Raw genomic sequence first — 20,309 nt, 5'->3', positions numbered from 1 at the left:
AGACAGACACGATAGCCGGAGACCAAGACACGATGATGAACGACTGGGCGGATTTGCCCGTCGACTATGGCGACGTCCTGCGGCGTGCCGCCGAGTCGCTGTTCAAGACGTTCGAATACTCGAGCGCGGGCACCTTGATCGTCGACAAGGAGGCGCGGGTCGTGTGGATCAACAAGCGCTACGCGGCGCGCTTCGGCTTCGCCGATCCCGGCCAGGCGATCGGCCGCGATTGCGAGGCGGTGATCCCGCACAGCCTGATGCGCGAGGTGGTCGCCACCGGGCGGCCGATCCTGCTCGACATCATGGAGACCGGGCGCGAGCCGCTGGTCGTCACGCGCCTGCCGCTCAAGGACGAATCGGGCGAGACGGTCGGCGCGATCGGCTTCGCGCTGTTTGACGAACTGAAGACGCTGACGCCGCTGTTCTCCCGCTACGTGCAGGTCCAGCAGGAACTGATCGCGACGCAGCGCTCGCTCGCGCAGGCCCGCCGCGCGAAATACACGTTCGCGAGCTTCGTCGGCACCAGCGCCGCGAGCCTCGAAACCAAACGGCAGGGCCGGCGCGCGGCGCAGGTGGATTCGCCGGTGCTGCTGCTCGGCGAGACCGGCACCGGCAAGGAACTGCTCGCGCACGCGATCCACGCGGCATCGGCGCGCGCGCTCAAGCCGCTCGTGACGGTGAATGTCGCGGCGATTCCCGACACGCTGCTCGAAACCGAATTCTTCGGCGCGGCGCCGGGCGCGTATACCGGCGCGGACCGCAAGGGCCGGGTCGGCAAGTTCGAGCTGGCCGACGGCGGCACGCTGTTTCTCGACGAGATCGGCGACATGCCGCTGCCGCTGCAGGGCAAGCTGCTGCGCGTGCTGCAGGACCAGGAATTCGAGCCGGTCGGCTCGAACCGGATCGTGCGCGCGAACGTGCGGATCATCGCGGCGACCTCCGCCGATCTGCCCGCGCTGGTCGATGCCGGGCGCTTCCGCGCCGATCTCTATTACCGGCTCAACGTGCTGGCGATCCATGCGCCGCCGCTGCGCGAGCGGGCGTCGGACATCGAGACGCTGGTCTATGCGACGCTCGAGGAACTGGCCGCGCAGCACGGCCGCGCCGCGCATTGCGAACTGACCGACGACGCACTGCGGCTGCTGTGCGCATACCGGTGGCCCGGCAATGTGCGCGAGCTGCGCAACACGCTCGAGCGCGCGCTGATGCTGTCCGACCGCGCGGTGATCGACGCGCGCGCGCTGGCGCCGTTCATCGGACCGGCGCGCGACGTCGCGTCGCGCGGCGGGGACGATGCGCGCGAGACGGCCACATCCGGTACCGCCGATGCGCCCGTGTGCGCCTCCTATGCGGATGCGTTCGAAATGTGGGAGCGCCGCTTCCTCACCGAGGCGCTCGCCGCCTGCAACGGGCGGGTGACGGAGGCGGCCGCGCGGATCGGTATCGGCCGGGCGACGTTCTACAAGAAACTGGCCGCGCGGGGTATCGCGACGTAGCGGGCGGGATGAGTGGAGGGCGCGGCGAACGCGCGGTGCGATGCGACGACCGCCCGGTTCGTATCGCCCGGCATCGCGCGCCGTTCATCGAGGGCGCGCGAACATGGATGCGCGCGGGTATCGCGGCGCGATGTCCCGGCGGAAACCGGCCGCGTTCGGCGCCGCGCCGCGCACGGTCACTGGAGGAGGCGGACATGAAGCGGGCACGCATCGTCATCTGGGGACTGGCGGCGGCCCTCGCCGGCCGCGCGGCGGCGCAGACCATCGCGCCGGCATCGGCATCGGCATCGGCATCGGCATCGGCATCGGCATCGGCGGAGCGGCGCAATTGGTACAACGATCCGTTTATCGAATTGTCGAATGCATTTCCCGGTTGCCCGGTGCCGCTGGGGCCGCTGATCACGCATGCGCAAATGGAAACCGATGCGCATTACCGCGTGGAGCAGGGCACGTCCTGCTGGCTCGCGCACGAATGCAGCAAGCCGAATTCCTATTTATATGACGCACCGATTGCCGAGGCGGCGCGGGTGCGATTTTCCGGCGATCCCGTATTGAATGGCACGAGTCTTTGGCTAACCATTCAGCGTCGTTTTATCTATGCTGAAGGATGCGCGGACGCATCGTTCGATCGCGTGGCCTTCCAGCGCCGGCTGGAGGCGCTGCCCGACGTCCAGCACGTGTACCTGCGGATCACCGGCGATCCGCGCGGACGCCCGCCATACAAGACGCTTGCGGCGCCGGATTGACGCACGCGGCGGACTGCATGGCATACTCCCGTCGTTCAAAAAGAAGATTGACAGGAAGGCTCATGAAATACGCGCTGGTATGGGTATCGTCACGACGCAATGCGTTCTCGCAGCTGTTTTTTTCAATTGCTTTAATTGCGGGGCTTTCAGCCTGTGGCGGCAGTGCGCCGTTGTTCACGCCGGACGGCCGGACCACCACGCTCGTGGAGTGCCCGGAGGGCGGTCCCTGGGATACCTGCATGCAGAATGCCCGCGGCATTTGCGGTGGCGATTTCGATACCATTCAGCAATCGGTCGACAACGGCGTGCGAAAACTTCTCTTTGCATGCAAACCCCAAAAAACTTATTGACGTCGGGCTTGCAGTGAACGAAAGCCGCATCAAAAAAATACACGATTGAAGTCGATTTAATTCATATACTTCCAGTCATAAATAACGAGACGGAGCTTTATCCATATGGCGACCTATAGGCAACTGGCTGTTCAGCTCGAGAAACTTCAGCAGAAAATCGACAAGGAGCGCGAGAAAGCCATCTCGGACGCGATTGACGACATCAAGGCGAAGATCGAGGAATACGACATTACCCCGGAAGAGCTCGGCTTTAGGAGCGTCAGCGCGACGGCAAAGCCGAAGCGCCCGCTGCCGCCGAAATACCTGAATCCGAAGACGGGCGAGACGTGGAGCGGCCGCGGCCGCGCTCCGGCTTGGCTCGGCAAGAATCGCAACCGTTTCCTGATCAAGGACTGATCCCGAAAACCCTCACCTTTGGCGCCTTGAACGACGGTGCGATCGGCCATGCCGCCGATCGCACCGTTTTGTTTTGAGATTCGCCCGACCGGCGTGAAACATTTTTTTATTTTGTTCCTCGGCGCCGCCGTCCAGATAATCCCCCGCCTTTTTCCCTGATTTAACGGTCTAAATCGCGCTTTTTGCCGGGTTGTACCCGCTTGCGAGCCGGGACCGCCGACGTGACGGCGCGCGACTTCAATGGTGGCCCGATTATCGAATCCGCGCTCACCATTCGCGTTTTTTCGCGCCGTCCGCGCGAATCCCCGAAAACCCTCACCTTGGCTCCCGAAAACCCTCACCTTGCCCGCGAGCGAAGCCGAGCGCGGCGGGACTCCGGTATTACCCGGAGTTGAGCGGACCTCATACCCCGATCAGAAAACATCGATTCATGCGGCCGCATCGCGCCGCGCACAATCGGCGCACCTCAACTCGATCGACGGAATCCCGCGATGAACGCAGCGCACCACCCCCCGCTTTACATCGGCGAAGGCTTCGAAGGCCCGGGCGTGAATCTCGCCCATATCAACGTCCTGGTGGGCCCGCGCAGCGGACCGGCCGGGCAGGCGTTCGCGACCGCGCTCGCGACGCCGTCGGCGGGCCATGCGCCGTTCGTCGTGATCGCCCGCCCGGGCGTGCCGACCAAACCGCTGACGCTGTACGTGAACAAGGCGCAGATCGAAGGCGAGTTCCACGGCAACGCCACCTGGGGCGCGTCGCAGGCGGGCATCGCGAAAGCGGTGGCCGAGGCGCTGGAAAGCGGCACGCTGCCGCCCGAAGCGGACAACGAGTGGGTGGTGGTGTCGGCGAACTGGGTCAACCCGAAGGCCGACGATCTCGATGCGGTATTCGAGAACAACTACCGCGCGTGCCGCCAGGCCCTCGTCGCCGCGATGGAAGGGCTGCCGCGCCGCGACGCGGTGTTCGCCGCCGCGCGGGAGGTGTCGAACCCGTTCTATACGCCGAAGCAACGCTGAATTGTCGAGCGGCCCTGCGAGCCGCGCATGGAGGAAACATGGAATACGTTCGCCTGGGCCAGTCGGGCCTCAAGGTGTCGCGCCTGTGTCTGGGCACGATGAACATGGGTACGCCGCAGTGGAAGCCGTGGATTTTCGATGAGGCGCAAAGCGAGCCGATCGTGCGCCGCGCGCTCGAGGCCGGCGTCAACTTCATCGACCTCGCCGATTTCTATTCGACGGGGGTCGGCGAGGAGGTCGTCGGGCGCATCCTGAAGCGGCTCGCGCGGCGCGAGGAGATCGTCGTCACGACCAAGGTCGGCTACGACATGGGCCGCTATCCGAACGCGGGCGGCCATTCGCGCAAGCACATCCTGGACGGGATCGATGCATCGCTCACGCGGCTCGGCATGGATTACGTCGACATCTACATGCTGCACTTCTTCGATACCCATACGCCGGTCGAGGAAACGATGGGTGCGATGCACGACATCGTTCAGGCGGGCAAGGCGCGCTATCTGGGCGTATCGACGATGAACACGTGGCAGTTCGCGAAGATCGTGCAGACCTGCGAGCGCCACGGCTGGCATCGGCCGATCAACATGCAGCTGCAGCTGAACCTCGCATATCGCGAGGAAGAGCGCGAGATGATGCCGTACTGCATCGATCAGGGGGTGGGCGTGTCGGTGTTCAGCCCGCTCGCGCGCGGTTTGCTGACGGGCGACGCGCAGTCCACCCGCAACCAGACCGATTTCTTTACCGCGCAGATGTTCGGCGACGACGCATCGCGCGCGATCGCCGCGTCGGTCGCGACGGTGGCGCAGCGGCGCGGGGTGCCGGCCGCGCAGATCGCGCAGGCTTGGGTGCTGGCGCGGCAGGGCGTGGCGAGCATGCTGGTCGGCGCGGATTCGGCCGCGCAGTTCGACGGTGCGCTGGGCGCGCTCGAAACCCGCCTGAGCGCGGACGAACTGCACGAGCTGGAGCGCAACTACACGCCGTGCGACCTGATCAACGACTACACGGCGGGCCAGCGGATCGGGCGCGCGCCGCGACCGGCGCAAGGCGCGTTCGCGACCCTCTGAGCACAGTGGAGAGAGACGACATGAGCGAACTGCTTCGAACGGGCCACTACATCGGCGGCGAATGGCATGCGCGCGACGGCGGCGGTACCTATGCGGTGCGCAATCCGGCGACGGGCGACGTGATCGCGTCGGTGGCGCGGGGCGGCGCGGAGGAAGCCCGCCAGGCGATCGACGCGGCCGCCCGCGCGCTGCCCGCGTGGCGTGCGCTGCCGGCGAAGGAGCGCAGCGCACGCGTGCGGCGCTGGGGAGAACTGATGCTCGAGCAGCGGGACGCGCTGGCGGAGCTGCTGACGCGCGAGCAGGGCAAGCCGCTTGCCGAGGCGCGCGGCGAAGTGGGCTATGCGGCGAGTTTTCTGGAGTGGTTCGCCGAGGAGGCGAAGCGCACCTATGGCGACGTGATCCCGAGCCCGAAGCCCGACACGAAAATCATCGTTCTGCGCGAGCCGGTCGGCGTGGTGGCGGCGATTACGCCGTGGAATTTTCCGCTCGCGATGATCACCCGCAAGGCCGGCCCCGCGCTCGCGGCGGGCTGCACGATGGTGCTGAAGCCCTCCGAGGAAACGCCGCTGTCCGCGCTGGCGCTGGCCGTGCTGGCCGAGCGCGCGGGCATTCCGGCGGGGGTATTCAACGTCGTGTCTGGCGACGCCGTCGCGATCGGCGCGGTGCTGACCGAATCCCCGGTGGTGCGCAAGCTGTCGTTCACCGGTTCCACGCGGGTCGGCAAGCTGCTCGCCGCGCAGTCGGCCGACACGCTGAAGAAGCTGTCGCTCGAACTGGGCGGCAACGCGCCGTTCATCGTGTTCGACGACGCGGATCTCGACGCGGCCGTCGCGGGCGCGATGGCGTCGAAGTTCCGCAATACCGGCCAGACCTGCGTGTGCGTGAATCGCTTCTATGTGCAGGACGGCATTTACGATGCGTTCACGCAGCGGCTTGCCGACGCGGCGCGCGCGATGCGGGTCGGCAATGCGTTGCTGGCCGAGGTCGAACAGGGTCCGCTGATCAACGAGGCGGCGCTCGACAAGGTGGAGCGGCATGTCGCCGATGCGCTGGCCAAGGGGGCGCGCGTGCTCACGGGCGGCAAGCGGCATCCGCTCGGCGGCACGTTCTACGAACCGACGGTGCTGGTCGACGCGACCGGGGGGATGCGGATTGCCGAGGAGGAAACCTTCGGGCCGGTGGCCGCGTGCTTTCGGTTCCGGACGGAAAGCGAAGCGGTGGCGGCGGCCAACGACACGCCGTTCGGCCTGTCCGCGTACTGTTACACGCGCGACCTGGGACGCGCGTGGCGGATGGCGGAGGCGCTCGAGAGCGGGATGGTCGGCATCAACGAAGGGGTCATTTCGACCGAGGTCGCGCCGTTCGGCGGCGTGAAGCAATCGGGCCTCGGCCGGGAAGGATCGAAGTACGGCATCGACGAATACGTCGAGCTGAAGTACCTGATGATGGCCGGTCTCGGCCGTTGACGCAGGCGGCGGCCATGCTCCGGCTCCGGGCATCCGGGGCGCGGGACGGCCGCGACGGGCGGTGCGCGAGGCGGGATGTCGCGCGCCGCCGCCCAACGATAAAGGAGACAGCGTGAACCCTACGAATTTTCCGTCCGGCGCGGCCGGGACGATCGCGGTGCCGCGTGCGCCGGCGCACGCGCCGCACGCGCGTGTCGCGCTCGACGACGTTCCGCTCAACCGCTTCCATATCAAGATTGCCGGGCTGACGTTCGGCGCGCATTTCACCGAAGGCTATACGCTCGGCACGGTCGGCTACGCGCTTGCCGCGCTCGGCAAGCAGATGCCGATCGATGCGTTCTGGATGGGAATGATCGGCAGTTCCGCGCTGATCGGCATCTTCTTCGGCAGTCTGGTGTTCGGCGCGTTGTCCGACCGCCTCGGGCGGCAGAAAATTTTCCTGACCAGCTTCGTCATCATCACGGCGGCGGCGTTCGCGCAATTCTTCGTGTCGTCGCCGCTCGAGCTGTGCCTGCTGCGCATCGTGATCGGGATCGGGATGGGCGGCGATTTCACGGTCGGTCACGCGATTCTCGCGGAGTTCTCGCCGCGCAAGCATCGCGGCGCGCTGCTCGGCTCGTTCAGCGTCGTATGGACGATCGGCTACGTGGTCGCCAACGTGCTGGGTCTGTGCTTCAGCGAAGCCGCGCCGGACGCCTGGCGCTGGCTGCTCGCGTCGGCGGCGGCGCCGGCGTTCGTCGTGCTGCTGCTGCGCATCGGCACGCCCGAGTCGCCGCGCTGGCTGCTCGGCAAGGGCCGCGTCGACGAAGCGAAGGCGATCGTGCTGAAGCACTTCGGGCCGCACGTCGCGGTCGACGGCCGTGCGGAAGGGCGAGACAACACCGGTTTCATGCGTCTGTTCCGGAAAGACCTGATCCGTCGCACGGTGTTCAACTGCGCCTTCTTCGTCTGCCTGGTGATTCCGTACTTCGCGATCTACACGTTCCTGCCGTCGATTCTGAAGACGATCGGCCTGTCGGAAGGATTCGGCGCGGATCTGCTGCTGAATGCGTTCCTCGTGATCGGCGCGCTGATCGGCATCTGGCTGACGATTCGCCTGTCGCGGCGCGCGTTCCTCATCGGCTCGTTCGCGGTGACCTGCGTGTCGCTCGTCGCGCTCGCGATCCTGCCGCAGTCCGCCTCGCTGGCGATGATCGCCGCGTTCGCGATCTTCACGCTGACGATGTCGGCGTTCAGCAACCTCGTCGGCGTGTTCCCGCCCGAGTGCTTCCCGACCGAGGTGCGTGCGCGCGGTGTCGGACTGGCGATTGCGTGCAGCCGGCTCGGCTCGGCCGTGGGGACGTTCCTGCTGCCGGTCGGCATTGCGACGCTCGGCTTTCACGCGACGATGTTCATCCTGGCCGGGGTGTTGCTGGCCGGCATGATCGTGTCGATCGCCTGGGCGCCGGAAACCCGTCACCTGACGCTCAACGAGGCGTCCGGCCACTGACTCGCCGGCGCGCGGTGTCGCTTCGATGCGATGGGCCGCGTCGGACGCGGGCAGGGCCTTGCTTCGTCGGGAAGAGGGCGTGGGCGGTGGGCTTCCGGCCCGAGCGATCGGTAGGGGGCGGCCCCGCGCTCACGGCCGCACGCGGGTCCGCATGCTTTCATATGCGGTCGGCCCGCGCCGGCCGATTCGCGTCGGCGCGGCGCGCGTTCACGATTTTCTGGCCGCCTCGTCTCTCAGCCAGGCGGCGAACGCTTGCACGTGCTCCAGCCCGGCGCTGGCCGGCGCGATGTCGAGCCAGTAGCCGTACGGCCCGATCGCCTGAATCGGCGACAGGCGTGCAAGGCTGCCTTCCGCGAGTTCTTCCTCGATCATGTTCTGATCGACGATCGCAAGCCCCGCCCCCTTGCGCGCAGCATGAATCGCCTGTTCGAGCGTCGAGAACTCGATGCCGTCGCCCATCTGCGGGGCGGCGAGCCGCGCCTGCTCGCACCAGTCGGGCCATAACGCGAGGCGCTTGCCCTCATGCAGCACGTGCAGCGGCGGCAGGCGCTCGAGCAGGGCCGCGAGCGGCTGATCCGCGAAGCGCGGTGCGCCGACCAGCGTGTGCCGCTCCATCATCAGCAGTTCCGAATGCATGCCGGCGCGCGCCGTGCGCCCGAAGCGGATCGTGCAATGGCAGTCTTCGCCCGGATCGGTGCGAATCGACAGGTCGACGTCGGGCAGCGCCTCCGCGAGCGTGCCGAGCCGCGGCGAAAACCATTGGGTGGCGAAGGTCGGCGGCAGCGCGAGCGAGAGCCGCCGCTTGCTGCGGCGCGGCGGTGCGGCGATCTGCTGGAGGCCGCGCTCGATCGCGTCGAACGCCTCTTCGACGAACGGCATCAACTGCCGGCCCGCCTCGGTCAGTTGCACGCCCTTGTGATCGCGCTCGAACAGGCGCGCGCCGAGCGTGTCCTCCAGCAGGCGGATCTGCCGGCTGACTGCGCCTTGCGTCACGCACAGCGCGACCGCCGCGCGCTTGAAGCTGAGGTGATGGGCGGTTTCCTCGAAAAAGCGCAACGCGATCAGCGAGGGCAGGCGTCGCATGGTGTCTGGTTCCTTTCGTCTCGGGTCGTATCCGGCGGCAAGGGCCGGCGCGCGGCCGGGCGCGGCAAACGGCGCGGGGCCGGCGCTGTTATCGCAGAAAATGCCCGCGCGCGGCAGGCGGTGAAACACTGAGTCGATGATGCCCGGTATTGACCGCGTCGGCCTGCTGTCCGTCCGGCATATAGGCAGCGTGACGCGCATCGCCTATGCTTAGAGCCTGTCGATCCGGCCCGCGCGCTGTCGAGCCGCCCGGCGGATGTCGCGGCGGGGCCCGGAGCCGGCGGCCGCTTTCGTCGGCGCGTGCCGTTCGTCATTTTCGTTGGAGCTACCGTGACCGTCCGCAATCTCGATGCGTTGTTTCAGCCGAAATCCGTGGCCGTGGTGGGCGCGTCGTCGCGTGTCGGCAGCATCGGCGCGATGGTCTGGGCGCGGGTGCTCGACGGGCGCTTCGGCGGGCAGGTCTGGCCCGTCAATCCGAAGTACGGCGCACTCGACGGCCACAAGGTCTATCCGCATGTCGAACATCTGCCGCACGCGCCGTCGGTGGCGATCGTCTGCACGCCGTCGTCGACCTGGCCGGGCATCGTGCGCAAGCTGGGCGGGCTGGGCGCGCGGGTGGCGATCATCGTGGGCGAGGTCCGCTCGAACGCCGACCGGGCCGCGCTCGAGCGCGCGCTTTCGGCGGCGAAGCCGCACGTGCTGCGGATCGTCGGGCCGGGCAGCCTGGGCGTCGTGTCGCCGGCGCTGAACGCGCACTTCGGCGCGCCGGCATGCACGGTGAAGGCCGGTGGGGTTGCGTGGGTGTCCCAGTCGAATGCGCTGACGAACGCGGTGCTCGGCTGGGCGCAGGCGCGCGGTCTCGGCTTCTCACACGCGGTCGCGCTGGGCGAGGAGGCGGATGTCGATGCGGCCGATGTGCTCGACTATCTGGCGAGCGATCCCGGCACGCGCGCGATCCTGCTCGAACTCGACACGGTGAAATCGGCGCGCAAGTTCATGTCGGCGGCGCGCGCGGCCGCTCGCAACAAGCCGGTGCTGGCGCTGCGCACGGGCCGCTCGGATGCCGGCGACGCGCTCTATACCGCGGCGTTCCAGCGCGCGGGGATGGTGCGCGTCGATGCGCTCGACGATCTGCTCGACGAAATCGAGACGCTCGGCGTGGGCCGGGTCGCGACGAGCGGTGCGGCCACGCTGGTCACGAGCGACGCCGGCGTCGCGAAGCTGGCCGCCGATGCGTTCGACGATGCGGGCGACGTGCTCGCGCAATGGCCGCAAGCGACCGCCGACGCGATCGCGCAGCTGCTGCCGCACGGAATCGCGGCGGACAACCCGCTGCTGCTCGGCGACGATGCGCGGCCCGAGTATTTCGGCGCGGCGCTGCAGGCGCTTGCCCCGCATCCGCACACGGGCACCGTGTTCGTCGTCCACGCGACATCGCACAGCGCGCCGTCCGGCGAAGTCGCGCGCGTGCTGATCGACGCGCGCCAGTTCGCGCATCGCGGCATCCTCGCGTGCTTTTTCGGCGGGGTCGACGCGGCGACGCGCGACGCGCTGCACGCGCACGGCATCCCGGTGCATACGACGCCGCAGCGCCTCGCGCGCGCGTATGCGCGGCTCGTCGACTACCGGCTCGGCCGCGAATTGCTGATGCAGACGCCGGAAGGCACGCCGCCGCAGCCGGCGGCGGCGGTCGCGACGGCGCAGGACGCGGCGCGCGCCGCGCTGGCTGCCGGGCGCGGCGAGCTGGACGGCCCGGTGGCGGCGCAATGGCTCGCGCACTTCGGCCTCGTCGCGGCGAGTGCGGAGAACGGCGGCGTGGGCGATGCGATCGTCGATATCGCGGTCGAACTGTACGACGACCCGAACTTCGGGCCGGTATTCCGCTACACGGTACCGCCTGCCGACGGTTTCTCGGCGCCGTTCGTCGTCTACGGGTTGCCGCCTTTCAACACGGTACTGGCGCGCGCGGTCGTGCAACGCTCGCCGTATGCGCGCCGCGCGGCGCCCGAGCCGCTGCTCGAGGCGTTCACCGAGCTGTCGCAGGCGGTGTGCGACGTGCGCGAGCTGGTGTGGATGTCGGTCACGCTGCGCGTGCTGCCCGAGCGCGTGATGACGATCGCGCCGCGCCTGCGCTTCGCTGCCGGGCGAAGCCGGCTCGCGATCGTGCCGTACCCGCGGCAGCTCGAACACACGCTCGAGTGGCGGGGCGAGCCCATCACGCTGCGGCCCATCCGCCCGGAGGACGAAGAAGCGCATAACGCACTGCTGGCTGCGATGACGCCGGAGGATTTGCGGATGCGTTTCTTCGGCGCGGTGCGCAGCTTCGAGCATTCGCAGGTCGCCCGCATGACGCAGATCGACTACGACCGGGAAATGGCGCTGATCGCGACGTCCGACGATGCGCAGGGCCATGCGCAGACGCTCGCGGTGGTGCGCGCGGTGACCGATCCCGACAACGACACCACCGAGTTCGCGATCGCCGTGCGGCCCGACCAGAAGGGCAAGGGCCTGGGGCGCCTGCTGATGACGCGCATCATCGATTACGCGCGCTCGCGCGGCACGCTCTGGATGGTGGGCGAGGCGCTGCGCGAGAACGCCGCGATGATCGGGCTGGCGAGAGCGAGCGGGTTCACGGTGTCGGCGACGGAGGAGCCGTCGGTGGTCGGGCTGAGGATGAAGCTGCAGCCCTGACGCGAGCGCGAGCCTGGCGAGCGTCGGGAACGGCGCTGCGATGACGCGGCCACGAACCTGGAACGGTGAGCCTTTACGGGATGAAGCGTGAGGTTTTACGGGACACGATCTCAAGTGTGCCGATGCCGCACGTTCCGGCCTGATCGCTGATTCGATGGAACCCGATTCGATCCGCGCCGTCGAGCGCGCGGTTGCGGGCTTCCTGTTTTTTCTTTCGCGTTCAGCCAAGCGTACACGCGTTGCCGGATGCGATGCATGTGCGGTTCGGCATCGCGCGGGAAGCGACGTGTCAGGCCGATTCGACGATTGTCGTGCCTGCGCGGCTGTCGCCCCGAGTGCGTCGGCGCGCGTCATGCGGGTCGCGACCCGTTTCGTGCCACGAGCCCGCTGCGGATGCCGCATGCCGGAGCCGTTCATTCGCTCAAGGAGAACCAGCGTGAAATCAGCGCATCGGAAAGTCGTCGAAATGAATGGCTGGACGGTGGAGTCCGGTGCGGCTCATGCGCGGGGAGAATTGACTGCCCTTACAACGATAGCGAATGCCGTTGCGGAGAATGTTGTATCACCAGCGTGTGGCGCACACCGAGGAATCCGGGCAACCCCGCCAGGGCACTGAAGCGGGTCGTGGATCATGGCGCGATGAACCGGAAGCGGATCGATGCTTGCCGGGGCAAGCCGGACAAGGAGTCGTCATGGAGTACATCTTTACCCTCAAGTATCAGCTGTCGGCGCACGACTGCGATCAGCACGCGCATGTCGAGCGCTTGGGGGAAGCAGGGTGTGACGATGCGCTGGTCGGCATCGGGCAGCCGGGGCGGCTCGCGCTCGAGTTCTCGCGCGAGGCGGCGTCCGCCGGAGTCGCGCTGGCCGATGTCAAGCGTGCGGTTCCTTCCGCGAGGCTGATCGAGGCGGCGCCCGATTTCGTCGGCCTGACCGATGTCGCGGACGCGGTTGGCGTGATGCGGCAGAACATGCGCAAGCCGATGCTTTCGCATGCGTTGACGTTCCCCCCGCCTGTCCACGAAGGGAGCGCCGCCGTCCGGCATCTGGCCGACATCCTGGCCTGGCTGCAGGCGAGGGGCGCCTACGAACTGGAACAGACGCTGGTGGAGGTGGCGGCCACCACCATGCAGATCACTCTGGCGAAGGCGGTGCATCAGATGGTGCCGCGCGTGCAGAAGGAGGGCGCGCCCTGGTGGCCTGACCACCACGCACCCGTGGCGCGCAATCGCAAGCGCCGCCTCGGCGATGTCCTCCCCGTGCGAATAAGAACCTGCTTGCCTGCGCCGCGGTTGCCAATCCGCTCGACGTAAAAAAGCCCGGACAATGCCGGGCTTTCGCCGGGGCGGGCTGATTGCCGGGCGTTACGCCGCGAGCTTCATCGCCGCATCGTCGACCTGGCTGCGGGAGATCGCGAGTTCGTCGAGCAGCGCGTCGGCATAGACCGCGCCGGTCTCGCGCTCGAGGCGGGCGACCGTCAGTGCGCAGCGGGCGCCATCCTTGGGCATCGCCATGAAGCGCTTGATCGATTCGCCGCCCTTGAACGCATCGAACAGCGGCATGCGGACTTCGTCGGGCAGCGTCTTGGTCCATTGGTACGGCTTGCCGTTGAACGTCAGCGAAGGCGGCAGCGCGCGCTCCTTCTTGCTGGCGGAAATGAGGCCGTAGGTCCGAGCGGCTTCGCCGATCTGGTCCGGAGAAAAGAGTTCGTCGGGCGTGATCGCGAATTGTTCGATGTAGCTTTCGATCGCCTGCATCGCGGCGGAGCGGTCGTCGCGCTTCTGCTGTGCGCGCGCGACGATGTCGCGCAGTTCGTCGGCTTCCTCGGGCGTAATCGTGAAGCTTGCCTGCTTCTGCTGAAGTTCGGAGAAACGCTGGAATTCGAGATCGGTCAGAAGTTTGGCCATGAGATCCGTGAGACACGCCCGCCGCCGTGCGGCAGCGGGCGTTGTTTTGAAAAGGGTGGCTATTTTAACGCGCGTGCGCGCGACCGAGCCAGCCGCGCGATCGGCGGAGGTCGGCTCGCGCACGGCGCGCGCGGCGCACCGAGGCCGTGGAAGCTCGCCGCGCCGCGCGTCCGACGCGGTGGAATCTACCCCGCGTCGCGCAGCAGGCGATCGACTTCGCGCGCGATCGCCAGCAGCCGGCGGTCGCTGCCCGCCGGGCCCTCGAGCATCAAGCCGACCGGCGCGGGCGTCAGCCCGGGGCGGCTTGCCGGAATCGACACCGACGGCACGCCGCCGAGCGTCGCGGGGCTGGTCTGGCGGATCACGCGCGCAAACAGCGCGCCCGCCTGCGCGGCGTCGAGATCGTGCCGGCTGTCGGCGGCGAGCGGCGCGATGCACGCGACTGTCGGCAGCATCACGCAGTCGACGCCGGTGCGATGGAATGCCTGGTCGTACCAGCGGATCATCGCGTTGCGCGGGTCGAACGCGGCCGCATAGGCATCGGTCGACGGCGGCATGTCGAGCAGCCCCTGGAACAGGTGCCGGACATCGTCGCTGCCGAGTTTCGCGACGAAAGCGGCGAACGGCAGGCCGAGCCGCTCGGTGCTGAAGCGCCGCCAGTAGGCATAGGCTTCGTAGCCCGTCAGCGCAAAGCCGCACGCTTCGTCCGCCTCGTGCAGCGCGCGGGCGTCGAGCGGCACGAGGCGCGCGCCGGCGCCGGCCAGCAGCGCATGCGCGCGCGCCACGGCGGCCGAGACGAACGGATCGCATCCGTGCGCATAGGGGGTACCGGGTACGCCGATGGTCAGCCCCGCGAGCGGCGGCGCGACGGGCTCCGACGCGTCGCCCGTGAGCACGGTGTCGAGCAGCAGCAGGTCGTCGATGTCATGGGCGATCGGACCGGCGCTATCGCGGGTTCGCGACAGCGCGAGCACGCCTTCCGTCGAATAGCGGTGCAGCGTCGGCCGCAGCCCGTAGACGCCGCAGAACGCGGCCGGAATGCGCACCGAGCCGCCGGTGTCGGTGCCGAGCCCGAACGGGATGCCGGCCGCGACGGCGGCCGCCGTGCCGCCGCTCGATCCGCCCGCGAGGCGAGCGGGGTCGTGCGGGTTGCCTACCGTGCCGAAATGGCCGTTCGCGCTGGTGATGCCGAACGCGAGTTCATGCATGTTGGCCTTGCCGAGCGGTACCGCCCCCGCATCGAGCAACTGCCGCACGAGCGTCGCGTCGCCCGGTGCGGCGAAGCCGCTCAATGCGGGGCTCGCACCGCCGGTCGGCATGTCGGCGGTCTGGAAGTTGTCCTTGATGACGAACGGCACGCCGGCGAGCGGCAGCGTGCAGCCGCCCGCGATCGCCGCGTCGACGCGCTCGGCCGCTTGCCGGGCGATCTCCGGCGCGACGTGGGTCATCGCATTGAGCGGCGCGATCTGCGCGAGGCGGGCCAATGCCGCTTCGGCATGCTGGGCGGCGCGGGTGCGGCCGCCGTTGACGGATGCGGCAATGCTGCGCGCGCTGGCGGTCGAGACGAGTGCGGGCGGGGGGGATGACATCGGCCTTCTCTCCAATGGGTCCGCGCGCCGTCGGGGACGGCGCGCCGAGGATCGGAACAACGGGGCCTAGATCATTTCACACTTCGCTCACGCGGAGGCGCCGCGAAACATCGACAGGCTCTTCGCCGTGTCGTGCAGCATCTCGCTGATCGCATCGACGGACGGCGCGACGTATGCGTCGATCCGGCGCATGTAAGGGCAGGTCAGCGCGGCGATCGCCTGGCCGGACGGCCCGAGGATCGGATACGTGACGTCGGTCACGCCGAAGGTCTGGCGGCTTTCCTGCTGGATGTGGCCGATGGCGCGCAGCGCGTCGGATTGCCGTTCGAGTTCGCCGAGGTCGAACGCCGCCTCGCCCTTGACCTTCGTGTGTTCGGCCAGCATGTGCGCCCGCTGCTCCGGCGTCTGGAAGGCGAGCACTACCCGGCCGGACGCCGTGTCGACCAGCCCCACCCGCGAACCGAGCCGCACCGAGATGCCCCAGGTGCCGGGGCCGTCCACCTGCGCGATCACGAGCAGGTTGCCGCGGTCGTACACCGACAGATGGCACGACTGCTCCGCCGTATCGGCGAAGCGCTGCATCGGCGGCAACGCCTCGGCGATCAGCCGGTTCATCGGCGGATGGCGGTGCGCGAGCGCGAACAGCTTGAGACTCAGCGTATAGCGGTCGCCCCCCGGCGAACGCATCACGTACTGGCGCACGACCAGGCGCTCGAGCATCCGGTAGATCTCGCTGGCATTGCGGCCCAGCTCCTTGGTGATCTCGGTGCGCGTCAATCCTTCCTTCTGTTCGGCCAGCAGCTCGAGGATGTCGAGCCCCTTGTCGAGGGCCGGCGCGCGATAGCGCTCGGTGTCGTCGCCGTCTCGGGCGTCCTGGTCTTCCTGACTGGCGAGCAGATCTTTGGTGGTTCTCATGAGCAGACAAATATTGAGGATAGGGAAAGTCCGGAGCGATGGTGCGCCGCACCGTTCTTGACTTCAAAAAATCCGTATATGAATAATACGTTCATTCCTGAATGAGGCGGCTCCAACCAGAATAACAATACTCAATCGGGGTGTAACTGAAAGGCGTTTTACCGAAGATTACTAAACGCATATAGGAGACAGGCATGAGATCGATCAACCGTCGGCGCGCGCTGATTGCGTGCGGCGTCCTGGCATGCGCATTCGCCGGCTCGCCGGCTCGGGCCGAAACCGGCAAGGTGGGGCTCGATCTGCCGCTGCTGACCTCGCCGTTCTGGCAGTCGTACAACAATTATCTGCCGCGCTACGCGAAGGAAATGGGGATCGATATCCTCGCGCCGGTCAACTCGAACGGCGATCCGGTCCAGCAGATCACCGACATGAACAACCTGCTGAACCTGGGCGCGAAGGGCATCGTGGTCGGGCCGCTGGATTCGGCCGCGATCAGCCGGGCGCTCGACGCGGCCGCCGCGCGCAAGGTGCCGGTGGTCGCGGTGGACGTCGCGCCGACCCAGGGCAAGGTGGCGATGGTTGTGCGCGCCGACAACCACGCGTATGGCGAGAAGGCCTGCAAGTACATCGGCGAGCACGTGCCGAAAGGCAAGGTCGTGCAGATCATGGGCGATCTGGCGTCGGTCAACGGCCGCGACCGCTCGGAGGCGTTCCGCGCCTGTCTGAAGGGCTATCCGAACCTGTCGCTGCTCGAGATCCCGGCGGCGTGGAAGGGCGACGCGGCCGCCACCGCGCTCGACAGCCTGCTGACCGCGAATCCGGACGTGAAGGCGATCTACATGCAGGCGGGCGGGGTCTACCTGTCGCCGACGCTGCAGACGCTGCGCCGCAAGCAGATGCTGTTCCCGGCGGGCGACCCGAAACACGTGGTGATCGTGAGCAACGACGGCATCCCGCAGGAGTTCGACGCGATTCGCCGCGGCGACATCGACGCGACCGTGTCGCAGCCGGCCGACCTGTACGCGAAGTACGGGCTGTTCTACGTCAAGGCGGCGCTCGCGGGCCAGACCTTCAAGCCGGGGCCGACCGACCACGGCAGCACGATCGTGCAGCGCGCGCCGGGCATCCTCGAAGATCAGCTGCCCGCGCCGCTCGTGACGAAATCGAACGTCGACGACAAGAGCCTGTGGGGCAACACCATCAAATGAACCCGCTCTCCGCTCCGGGCGACGCGCCGGTGGTCGAGGCGCGCGCCGTGACCAAGCGCTTCGGTCCGCACCTTGCGCTCGGCGATGTCGACCTGTGCGTGCGGCCCGGCGAATCGCACGCGCTCGTCGGCCGCAACGGTGCGGGCAAATCGACGCTGGTCTCGATCCTCACCGGCCTGCGCAAGCCCGATGCAGGCGACGTGCGCTTCCACGGCGCGGAGGCGCCGCCGCTCGCGGACCGCGACGCGTGGCGCGCGCGGGTCGCATGCGTGTACCAGCATTCGACGATCATCCGCGAACTCAGCGTCGCCGAGAACCTGTTCATCAACCGGCAGCCGCTGAAGCACGGCGCGATCGACTGGCGCGCGCTGCGGCGCGACGCGCGCGCGCTGCTCGACCACTGGCGGATCGGCGTCGGCGAGGATGCGCGCGCCGGCGACCTCACGGTCGAGGCGAGGCAACTGGTGGAGATCGCGCGGGCGCTGTCCTACGGCGCGCGCTTCATCATCCTCGACGAGCCCACGGCGCAGCTCGACGGCGACGAGATCAAGCGGCTGTTCGTGCGGATACGCGAACTGCAGCGCGAGGGCGTGACGTTCCTGTTCATCTCGCATCACCTGCAGGAGGTGTACGAGATCTGCCAGGCGGTGACGGTGCTGCGCGATGCGCGGCACATCGTCAGCGCATCGGTGGCGGCGCTGCCGCGCGACGCGCTGATCGAGGCGATGACGGGCGAGCGCGGCGGCCTGTCGGTCGCCGATGCGGCGCTGCGCGCGCCGCTGTCCGACGGCGCATCCGTCGCCCTCCAGGTCGACGGCATCGCCGGCGCGGACTACGACGACGTGTCGTTCAGCGTGCGGCGCGGCGAAGTGATCGGGCTGGCGGGCGCGACCAGCAGCGGGCGCACCGCGGTGGCCGAAGCGATCGCCGGCCTGCGGGCGCCGCGCGCGGGCGCGATCCGCGTCGACGGCCTTGCGCTGCCGCCGGGCGACGTGCCCGCCGCGCTCGCGCACGGGATCGGCTGCGTGCCGAAGGATCGCCATCGCGAAGGGCTGGTGCTCGAGCAGTCGGTCGCGGAGAACGCGTCGATGACGATCGCCCGCACGCTGGGCCGCTTCGGTCTCGCGCCGCCGGGGAAGAAGCACGCGTTCGGCGCGCGGATGATCGACGCGCTCGGCATCGTCGCGCAAGGGCCGCGGCAGCCGGTGGCCGGGCTGTCGGGCGGCAACCAGCAGAAGGTCGTGATGGCGCGCGCGCTCGCGAACGATCCGCGCGTGCTCGTGCTGATCGATCCCACCGCGGGGGTCGACGTCAAGTCGAAGGAAGCGCTGCTCGCCGTGGTCGAGCGCGTGCGCGGCCACGGCACGGCGGTGGTGGTGGCGTCGGGCGAACTGGACGACCTGCGCACCTGCGACCGCGTGCTCGTGATGTTTCGCGGCCGCATCGTCGCGGAGTTTCCCGCCGGCTGGCAGGACCACGAACTGATTGCCTCTGTCGAAGGAGTGGAACTTCATGAAGCCTAGCCTGACGAGTCCCGCGCTGAGTGCGGGGGCGGCGCCCGCCGCCGGGCGCGGCGGCGCGCACCGGCCATTCGAAATCGCGCGGCTGCGCGACCTGGCGCTCGTGCCCGCGCTCGTGCTGTTGATCGTGATCGGCGCATTCGTGAGCCCGAGCTTCCTGACCCGCGCGAACCTGATCAGCGTGCTCGGCGCATCGGCCGCGCTTGCGCTCGTCGTGCTCGCCGAATCGCTGATCGTGCTGACCGGCAAGTTCGACCTGTCGCTCGAATCGACGGTCGGCATCGCGCCGGCGGTCGGCGCGATGCTGGTGATGCCGGCGGCGTCCGCCGGCTTCGGTCTGCACTGGCCGGCCGCGGCGGGCCTCGCCGCGATCGTGGCGGTGGGGGCCGCGATCGGTTTCGTCAACGGCTTCCTGGTGGTGCGGATGCGGCTCAACGCGTTCATCGTCACGCTCGCGATGCTGATCGTGCTGCGCGGGATGCTGGTCGGCGCGACCCGGGGCGGCACGCTGTTCGACATGCCGCCGTCGTTCTTCGCGCTCGCGACGACGATCGTGCTCGGCCTGCCGCTGTCGGTCTGGCTCGCGGCGGCGGCGTTCGGCATTGCCGCGTTCATGCTGCGCTATCACCGCCTCGGCCGCGCGTTGTACGCGATCGGCGGCAATCCCGAGGCCGCGCGCGCGGCGGGCATCCGCGTCGAGCGGATCACCTGGGGCGTGTTCGTGCTCGGCAGCGTGCTCGCGGCGATCGGCGGGCTGGTGGTCACCGGCTACGTCGGCGCGATCAACGCGAACCAGGGCAACGGAATGATTTTCACGGTATTCGCGGCGGCGGTGATCGGCGGCATTTCGCTCGACGGCGGCAAGGGCACGATGCTCGGCGCGCTGACGGGCGTGCTGCTGCTCGGCGTCGTGCAGAACCTGCTGACGCTCGCGCAGGTACCGTCGTTCTGGATCCAGGCGATCTACGGCGCGATCATTCTCGGCGCGCTGATGGTCGCGCGCGTCGCGGGCGGCGAGGGTCAGCAATGAGCCGCGCGAGCGCGACCCCCGCCGACACCGCCGTCGCGACCGATGCGCGCCTGCTGCTGCTGTCGCCAGACGACAACTGTCTGATCGCGGCCGCGCGACTCGAGGCCGGCGCGCGGGTGCGGATCGAAGGCGAGACGGTGGTGCTGGCGAGCGCCATCGAACTGGGACACAAGGTTGCGCGCCGGGCGCTCGCCAACGGCGACAAGGTGCTGCGCTACGGCGCGGCGATCGGCCACGTCGTGCGCGACGTCGCGCGCGGCGAACATCTCCATACCCATAATCTCGTCAGCGATTACCTGCCGACCTACACGCACGATGCCGGGCACGCATTCGTCGTGCATTGACG

16 protein-coding genes and 3 pseudogenes are annotated in these 20,309 nt (G+C 68.4%); 15 read left to right on the top strand and 4 right to left on the bottom strand.

Going from position 1 to position 20,309, the window contains the following annotated elements:
* Positions 1-32 precede the first annotated feature (32 nt).
* The 9 genes and pseudogenes from RZR99_RS07090 to RZR99_RS07055 form a co-directional block, all read left to right on the top strand.
* Positions 33-1,268 (top strand): annotated as a pseudogene (locus tag RZR99_RS07090) (sigma-54 interaction domain-containing protein); the annotation flags it as partial.
* A gap of 72 nt (positions 1,269-1,340) precedes the next feature.
* A pseudogene (locus RZR99_RS33275) lies at positions 1,341-1,496 on the top strand (helix-turn-helix domain-containing protein); the annotation flags it as partial.
* Between the two features lie 194 nt (positions 1,497-1,690).
* Positions 1,691-2,242 carry a BON domain-containing protein gene (locus RZR99_RS07085; RefSeq protein ID WP_323119202.1) on the top strand — a complete coding sequence of 184 codons (552 nt, stop codon included), beginning with the start codon at positions 1,691-1,693 and terminating at the stop codon, positions 2,240-2,242.
* Positions 2,243-2,304: 62 nt separating this feature from the next.
* Positions 2,305-2,592, top strand: a complete 288-nt coding sequence (locus tag RZR99_RS07080) for a hypothetical protein (RefSeq protein ID WP_323119036.1) — start codon at positions 2,305-2,307, stop codon at positions 2,590-2,592.
* Positions 2,593-2,697: 105 nt separating this feature from the next.
* Complete coding sequence (locus RZR99_RS07075; protein WP_323119035.1) at positions 2,698-2,988, top strand: H-NS histone family protein; 291 nt, start codon at positions 2,698-2,700, stop codon at positions 2,986-2,988.
* Positions 2,989-3,479: 491 nt separating this feature from the next.
* A complete protein-coding gene (fae, locus tag RZR99_RS07070) occupies positions 3,480-4,004 on the top strand; it encodes a formaldehyde-activating enzyme (RefSeq protein WP_323119034.1) in 525 nt (174 codons plus the stop codon).
* Positions 4,005-4,042: 38 nt separating this feature from the next.
* A complete protein-coding gene (locus RZR99_RS07065; protein WP_323119033.1) occupies positions 4,043-5,065 on the top strand; it encodes an aldo/keto reductase in 1,023 nt (340 codons plus the stop codon).
* 20 nt (positions 5,066-5,085) lie between these two features.
* Complete coding sequence (locus RZR99_RS07060) at positions 5,086-6,531, top strand: NAD-dependent succinate-semialdehyde dehydrogenase (RefSeq protein WP_323119032.1); 1,446 nt, start codon at positions 5,086-5,088, stop codon at positions 6,529-6,531.
* 151 nt (positions 6,532-6,682) lie between these two features.
* Positions 6,683-8,020, top strand: coding sequence for an MFS transporter (locus RZR99_RS07055; RefSeq protein ID WP_323119201.1), 1,338 nt, complete (start codon positions 6,683-6,685; stop codon positions 8,018-8,020).
* A gap of 207 nt (positions 8,021-8,227) precedes the next feature.
* Here RZR99_RS07055 and RZR99_RS07050 read toward each other — a convergent pair whose 3' ends face one another.
* Positions 8,228-9,103, bottom strand: a complete 876-nt coding sequence (locus tag RZR99_RS07050) for a LysR substrate-binding domain-containing protein (RefSeq protein ID WP_323119031.1) — start codon at positions 9,101-9,103, stop codon at positions 8,228-8,230.
* 330 nt (positions 9,104-9,433) lie between these two features.
* On the opposite strand from RZR99_RS07050, the gene RZR99_RS07045 reads away from it, so the two are divergent.
* Together RZR99_RS07045 and RZR99_RS07035 are read left to right on the top strand one after the other, a co-directional pair.
* Positions 9,434-11,794 carry a bifunctional acetate--CoA ligase family protein/GNAT family N-acetyltransferase gene (locus RZR99_RS07045; protein ID WP_323119030.1) on the top strand — a complete coding sequence of 787 codons (2,361 nt, stop codon included), beginning with the start codon at positions 9,434-9,436 and terminating at the stop codon, positions 11,792-11,794.
* Between the two features lie 692 nt (positions 11,795-12,486).
* Positions 12,487-12,975 (top strand): annotated as a pseudogene (locus tag RZR99_RS07035) (helix-turn-helix transcriptional regulator); the annotation flags it as partial.
* A gap of 183 nt (positions 12,976-13,158) precedes the next feature.
* Here RZR99_RS07035 and RZR99_RS07030 read toward each other — a convergent pair.
* The 3 genes from RZR99_RS07030 to RZR99_RS07020 form a co-directional block, all read right to left on the bottom strand.
* Complete coding sequence (locus RZR99_RS07030; RefSeq protein WP_323119029.1) at positions 13,159-13,701, bottom strand: hypothetical protein; 543 nt, start codon at positions 13,699-13,701, stop codon at positions 13,159-13,161.
* Positions 13,702-13,886: 185 nt separating this feature from the next.
* Positions 13,887-15,290: an indoleacetamide hydrolase gene (gene iaaH / locus RZR99_RS07025; RefSeq protein ID WP_323119028.1), complete on the bottom strand. Its 1,404-nt coding sequence runs from the start codon at positions 15,288-15,290 to the stop codon at positions 13,887-13,889.
* An 87-nt stretch (positions 15,291-15,377) separates the two neighbouring features.
* On the bottom strand, positions 15,378-16,205 hold the full coding sequence (locus RZR99_RS07020; protein ID WP_323119027.1) for an IclR family transcriptional regulator: 828 nt from the start codon (positions 16,203-16,205) through the stop codon (positions 15,378-15,380).
* 194 nt (positions 16,206-16,399) lie between these two features.
* On the opposite strand from RZR99_RS07020, the gene RZR99_RS07015 reads away from it, so the two are divergent.
* From RZR99_RS07015 to RZR99_RS07000, 4 genes are read left to right on the top strand one after another with little or no spacing between them, the layout of a single operon-like run.
* On the top strand, positions 16,400-17,413 hold the full coding sequence (locus RZR99_RS07015; RefSeq protein WP_323119026.1) for a sugar ABC transporter substrate-binding protein: 1,014 nt from the start codon (positions 16,400-16,402) through the stop codon (positions 17,411-17,413).
* The gene (locus RZR99_RS07010; protein ID WP_323119025.1) at positions 17,410-18,936 is read left to right on the top strand and encodes a sugar ABC transporter ATP-binding protein; all 1,527 of its coding nucleotides are present in this window, start codon (positions 17,410-17,412) and stop codon (positions 18,934-18,936) included. Before RZR99_RS07015 ends, RZR99_RS07010 begins: the two co-directional genes overlap by 4 nt.
* Positions 18,926-19,963, top strand: coding sequence for an ABC transporter permease (locus tag RZR99_RS07005; RefSeq protein ID WP_323119024.1), 1,038 nt, complete (start codon positions 18,926-18,928; stop codon positions 19,961-19,963). Before RZR99_RS07010 ends, RZR99_RS07005 begins: the two co-directional genes overlap by 11 nt.
* Entirely contained in the window at positions 19,960-20,307 is a 348-nt protein-coding gene (locus RZR99_RS07000) for a UxaA family hydrolase (RefSeq protein ID WP_323119023.1), read from the top strand. Before RZR99_RS07005 ends, RZR99_RS07000 begins: the two co-directional genes overlap by 4 nt.
* The last annotated feature ends 2 nt before the right edge of the window (positions 20,308-20,309 follow it).

This window comes from Burkholderia alba, assembly GCF_034721475.1.
GTDB classification, from domain to species: Bacteria; Pseudomonadota; Gammaproteobacteria; order Burkholderiales; family Burkholderiaceae; genus Burkholderia; species Burkholderia alba.
Note: the sequence above shows the minus strand (reverse complement) of the source record. Positions and strands in the feature narration are given on the sequence as shown.

What these genes read in the sequence shown, in the direction of transcription:
- RZR99_RS07065 (WP_323119033.1), top strand. Translation starts at nt 4,043, where the DNA reads ATGGAATACGTTCGCCTGGGCCAGTCGGGCCTCAAGGTGTCGCGCCTG.
- RZR99_RS07005 (WP_323119024.1), top strand. Translation starts at nt 18,926, where the DNA reads ATGAAGCCTAGCCTGACGAGTCCCGCGCTGAGTGCGGGGGCGGCGCCC.
- RZR99_RS07030 (WP_323119029.1), bottom strand. Translation starts at nt 13,701, where the DNA reads ATGGCCAAACTTCTGACCGATCTCGAATTCCAGCGTTTCTCCGAACTT.
- fae (WP_323119034.1), top strand. Translation starts at nt 3,480, where the DNA reads ATGAACGCAGCGCACCACCCCCCGCTTTACATCGGCGAAGGCTTCGAA.
- RZR99_RS07075 (WP_323119035.1), top strand. Translation starts at nt 2,698, where the DNA reads ATGGCGACCTATAGGCAACTGGCTGTTCAGCTCGAGAAACTTCAGCAG.
- RZR99_RS07085 (WP_323119202.1), top strand. Translation starts at nt 1,691, where the DNA reads ATGAAGCGGGCACGCATCGTCATCTGGGGACTGGCGGCGGCCCTCGCC.
- RZR99_RS07015 (WP_323119026.1), top strand. Translation starts at nt 16,400, where the DNA reads ATGAGATCGATCAACCGTCGGCGCGCGCTGATTGCGTGCGGCGTCCTG.
- RZR99_RS07080 (WP_323119036.1), top strand. Translation starts at nt 2,305, where the DNA reads ATGAAATACGCGCTGGTATGGGTATCGTCACGACGCAATGCGTTCTCG.
- RZR99_RS07050 (WP_323119031.1), bottom strand. Translation starts at nt 9,103, where the DNA reads ATGCGACGCCTGCCCTCGCTGATCGCGTTGCGCTTTTTCGAGGAAACC.
- RZR99_RS07010 (WP_323119025.1), top strand. Translation starts at nt 17,410, where the DNA reads ATGAACCCGCTCTCCGCTCCGGGCGACGCGCCGGTGGTCGAGGCGCGC.
- RZR99_RS07020 (WP_323119027.1), bottom strand. Translation starts at nt 16,205, where the DNA reads ATGAGAACCACCAAAGATCTGCTCGCCAGTCAGGAAGACCAGGACGCC.
- RZR99_RS07000 (WP_323119023.1), top strand. Translation starts at nt 19,960, where the DNA reads ATGAGCCGCGCGAGCGCGACCCCCGCCGACACCGCCGTCGCGACCGAT.
- iaaH (WP_323119028.1), bottom strand. Translation starts at nt 15,290, where the DNA reads ATGTCATCCCCCCCGCCCGCACTCGTCTCGACCGCCAGCGCGCGCAGC.
- RZR99_RS07060 (WP_323119032.1), top strand. Translation starts at nt 5,086, where the DNA reads ATGAGCGAACTGCTTCGAACGGGCCACTACATCGGCGGCGAATGGCAT.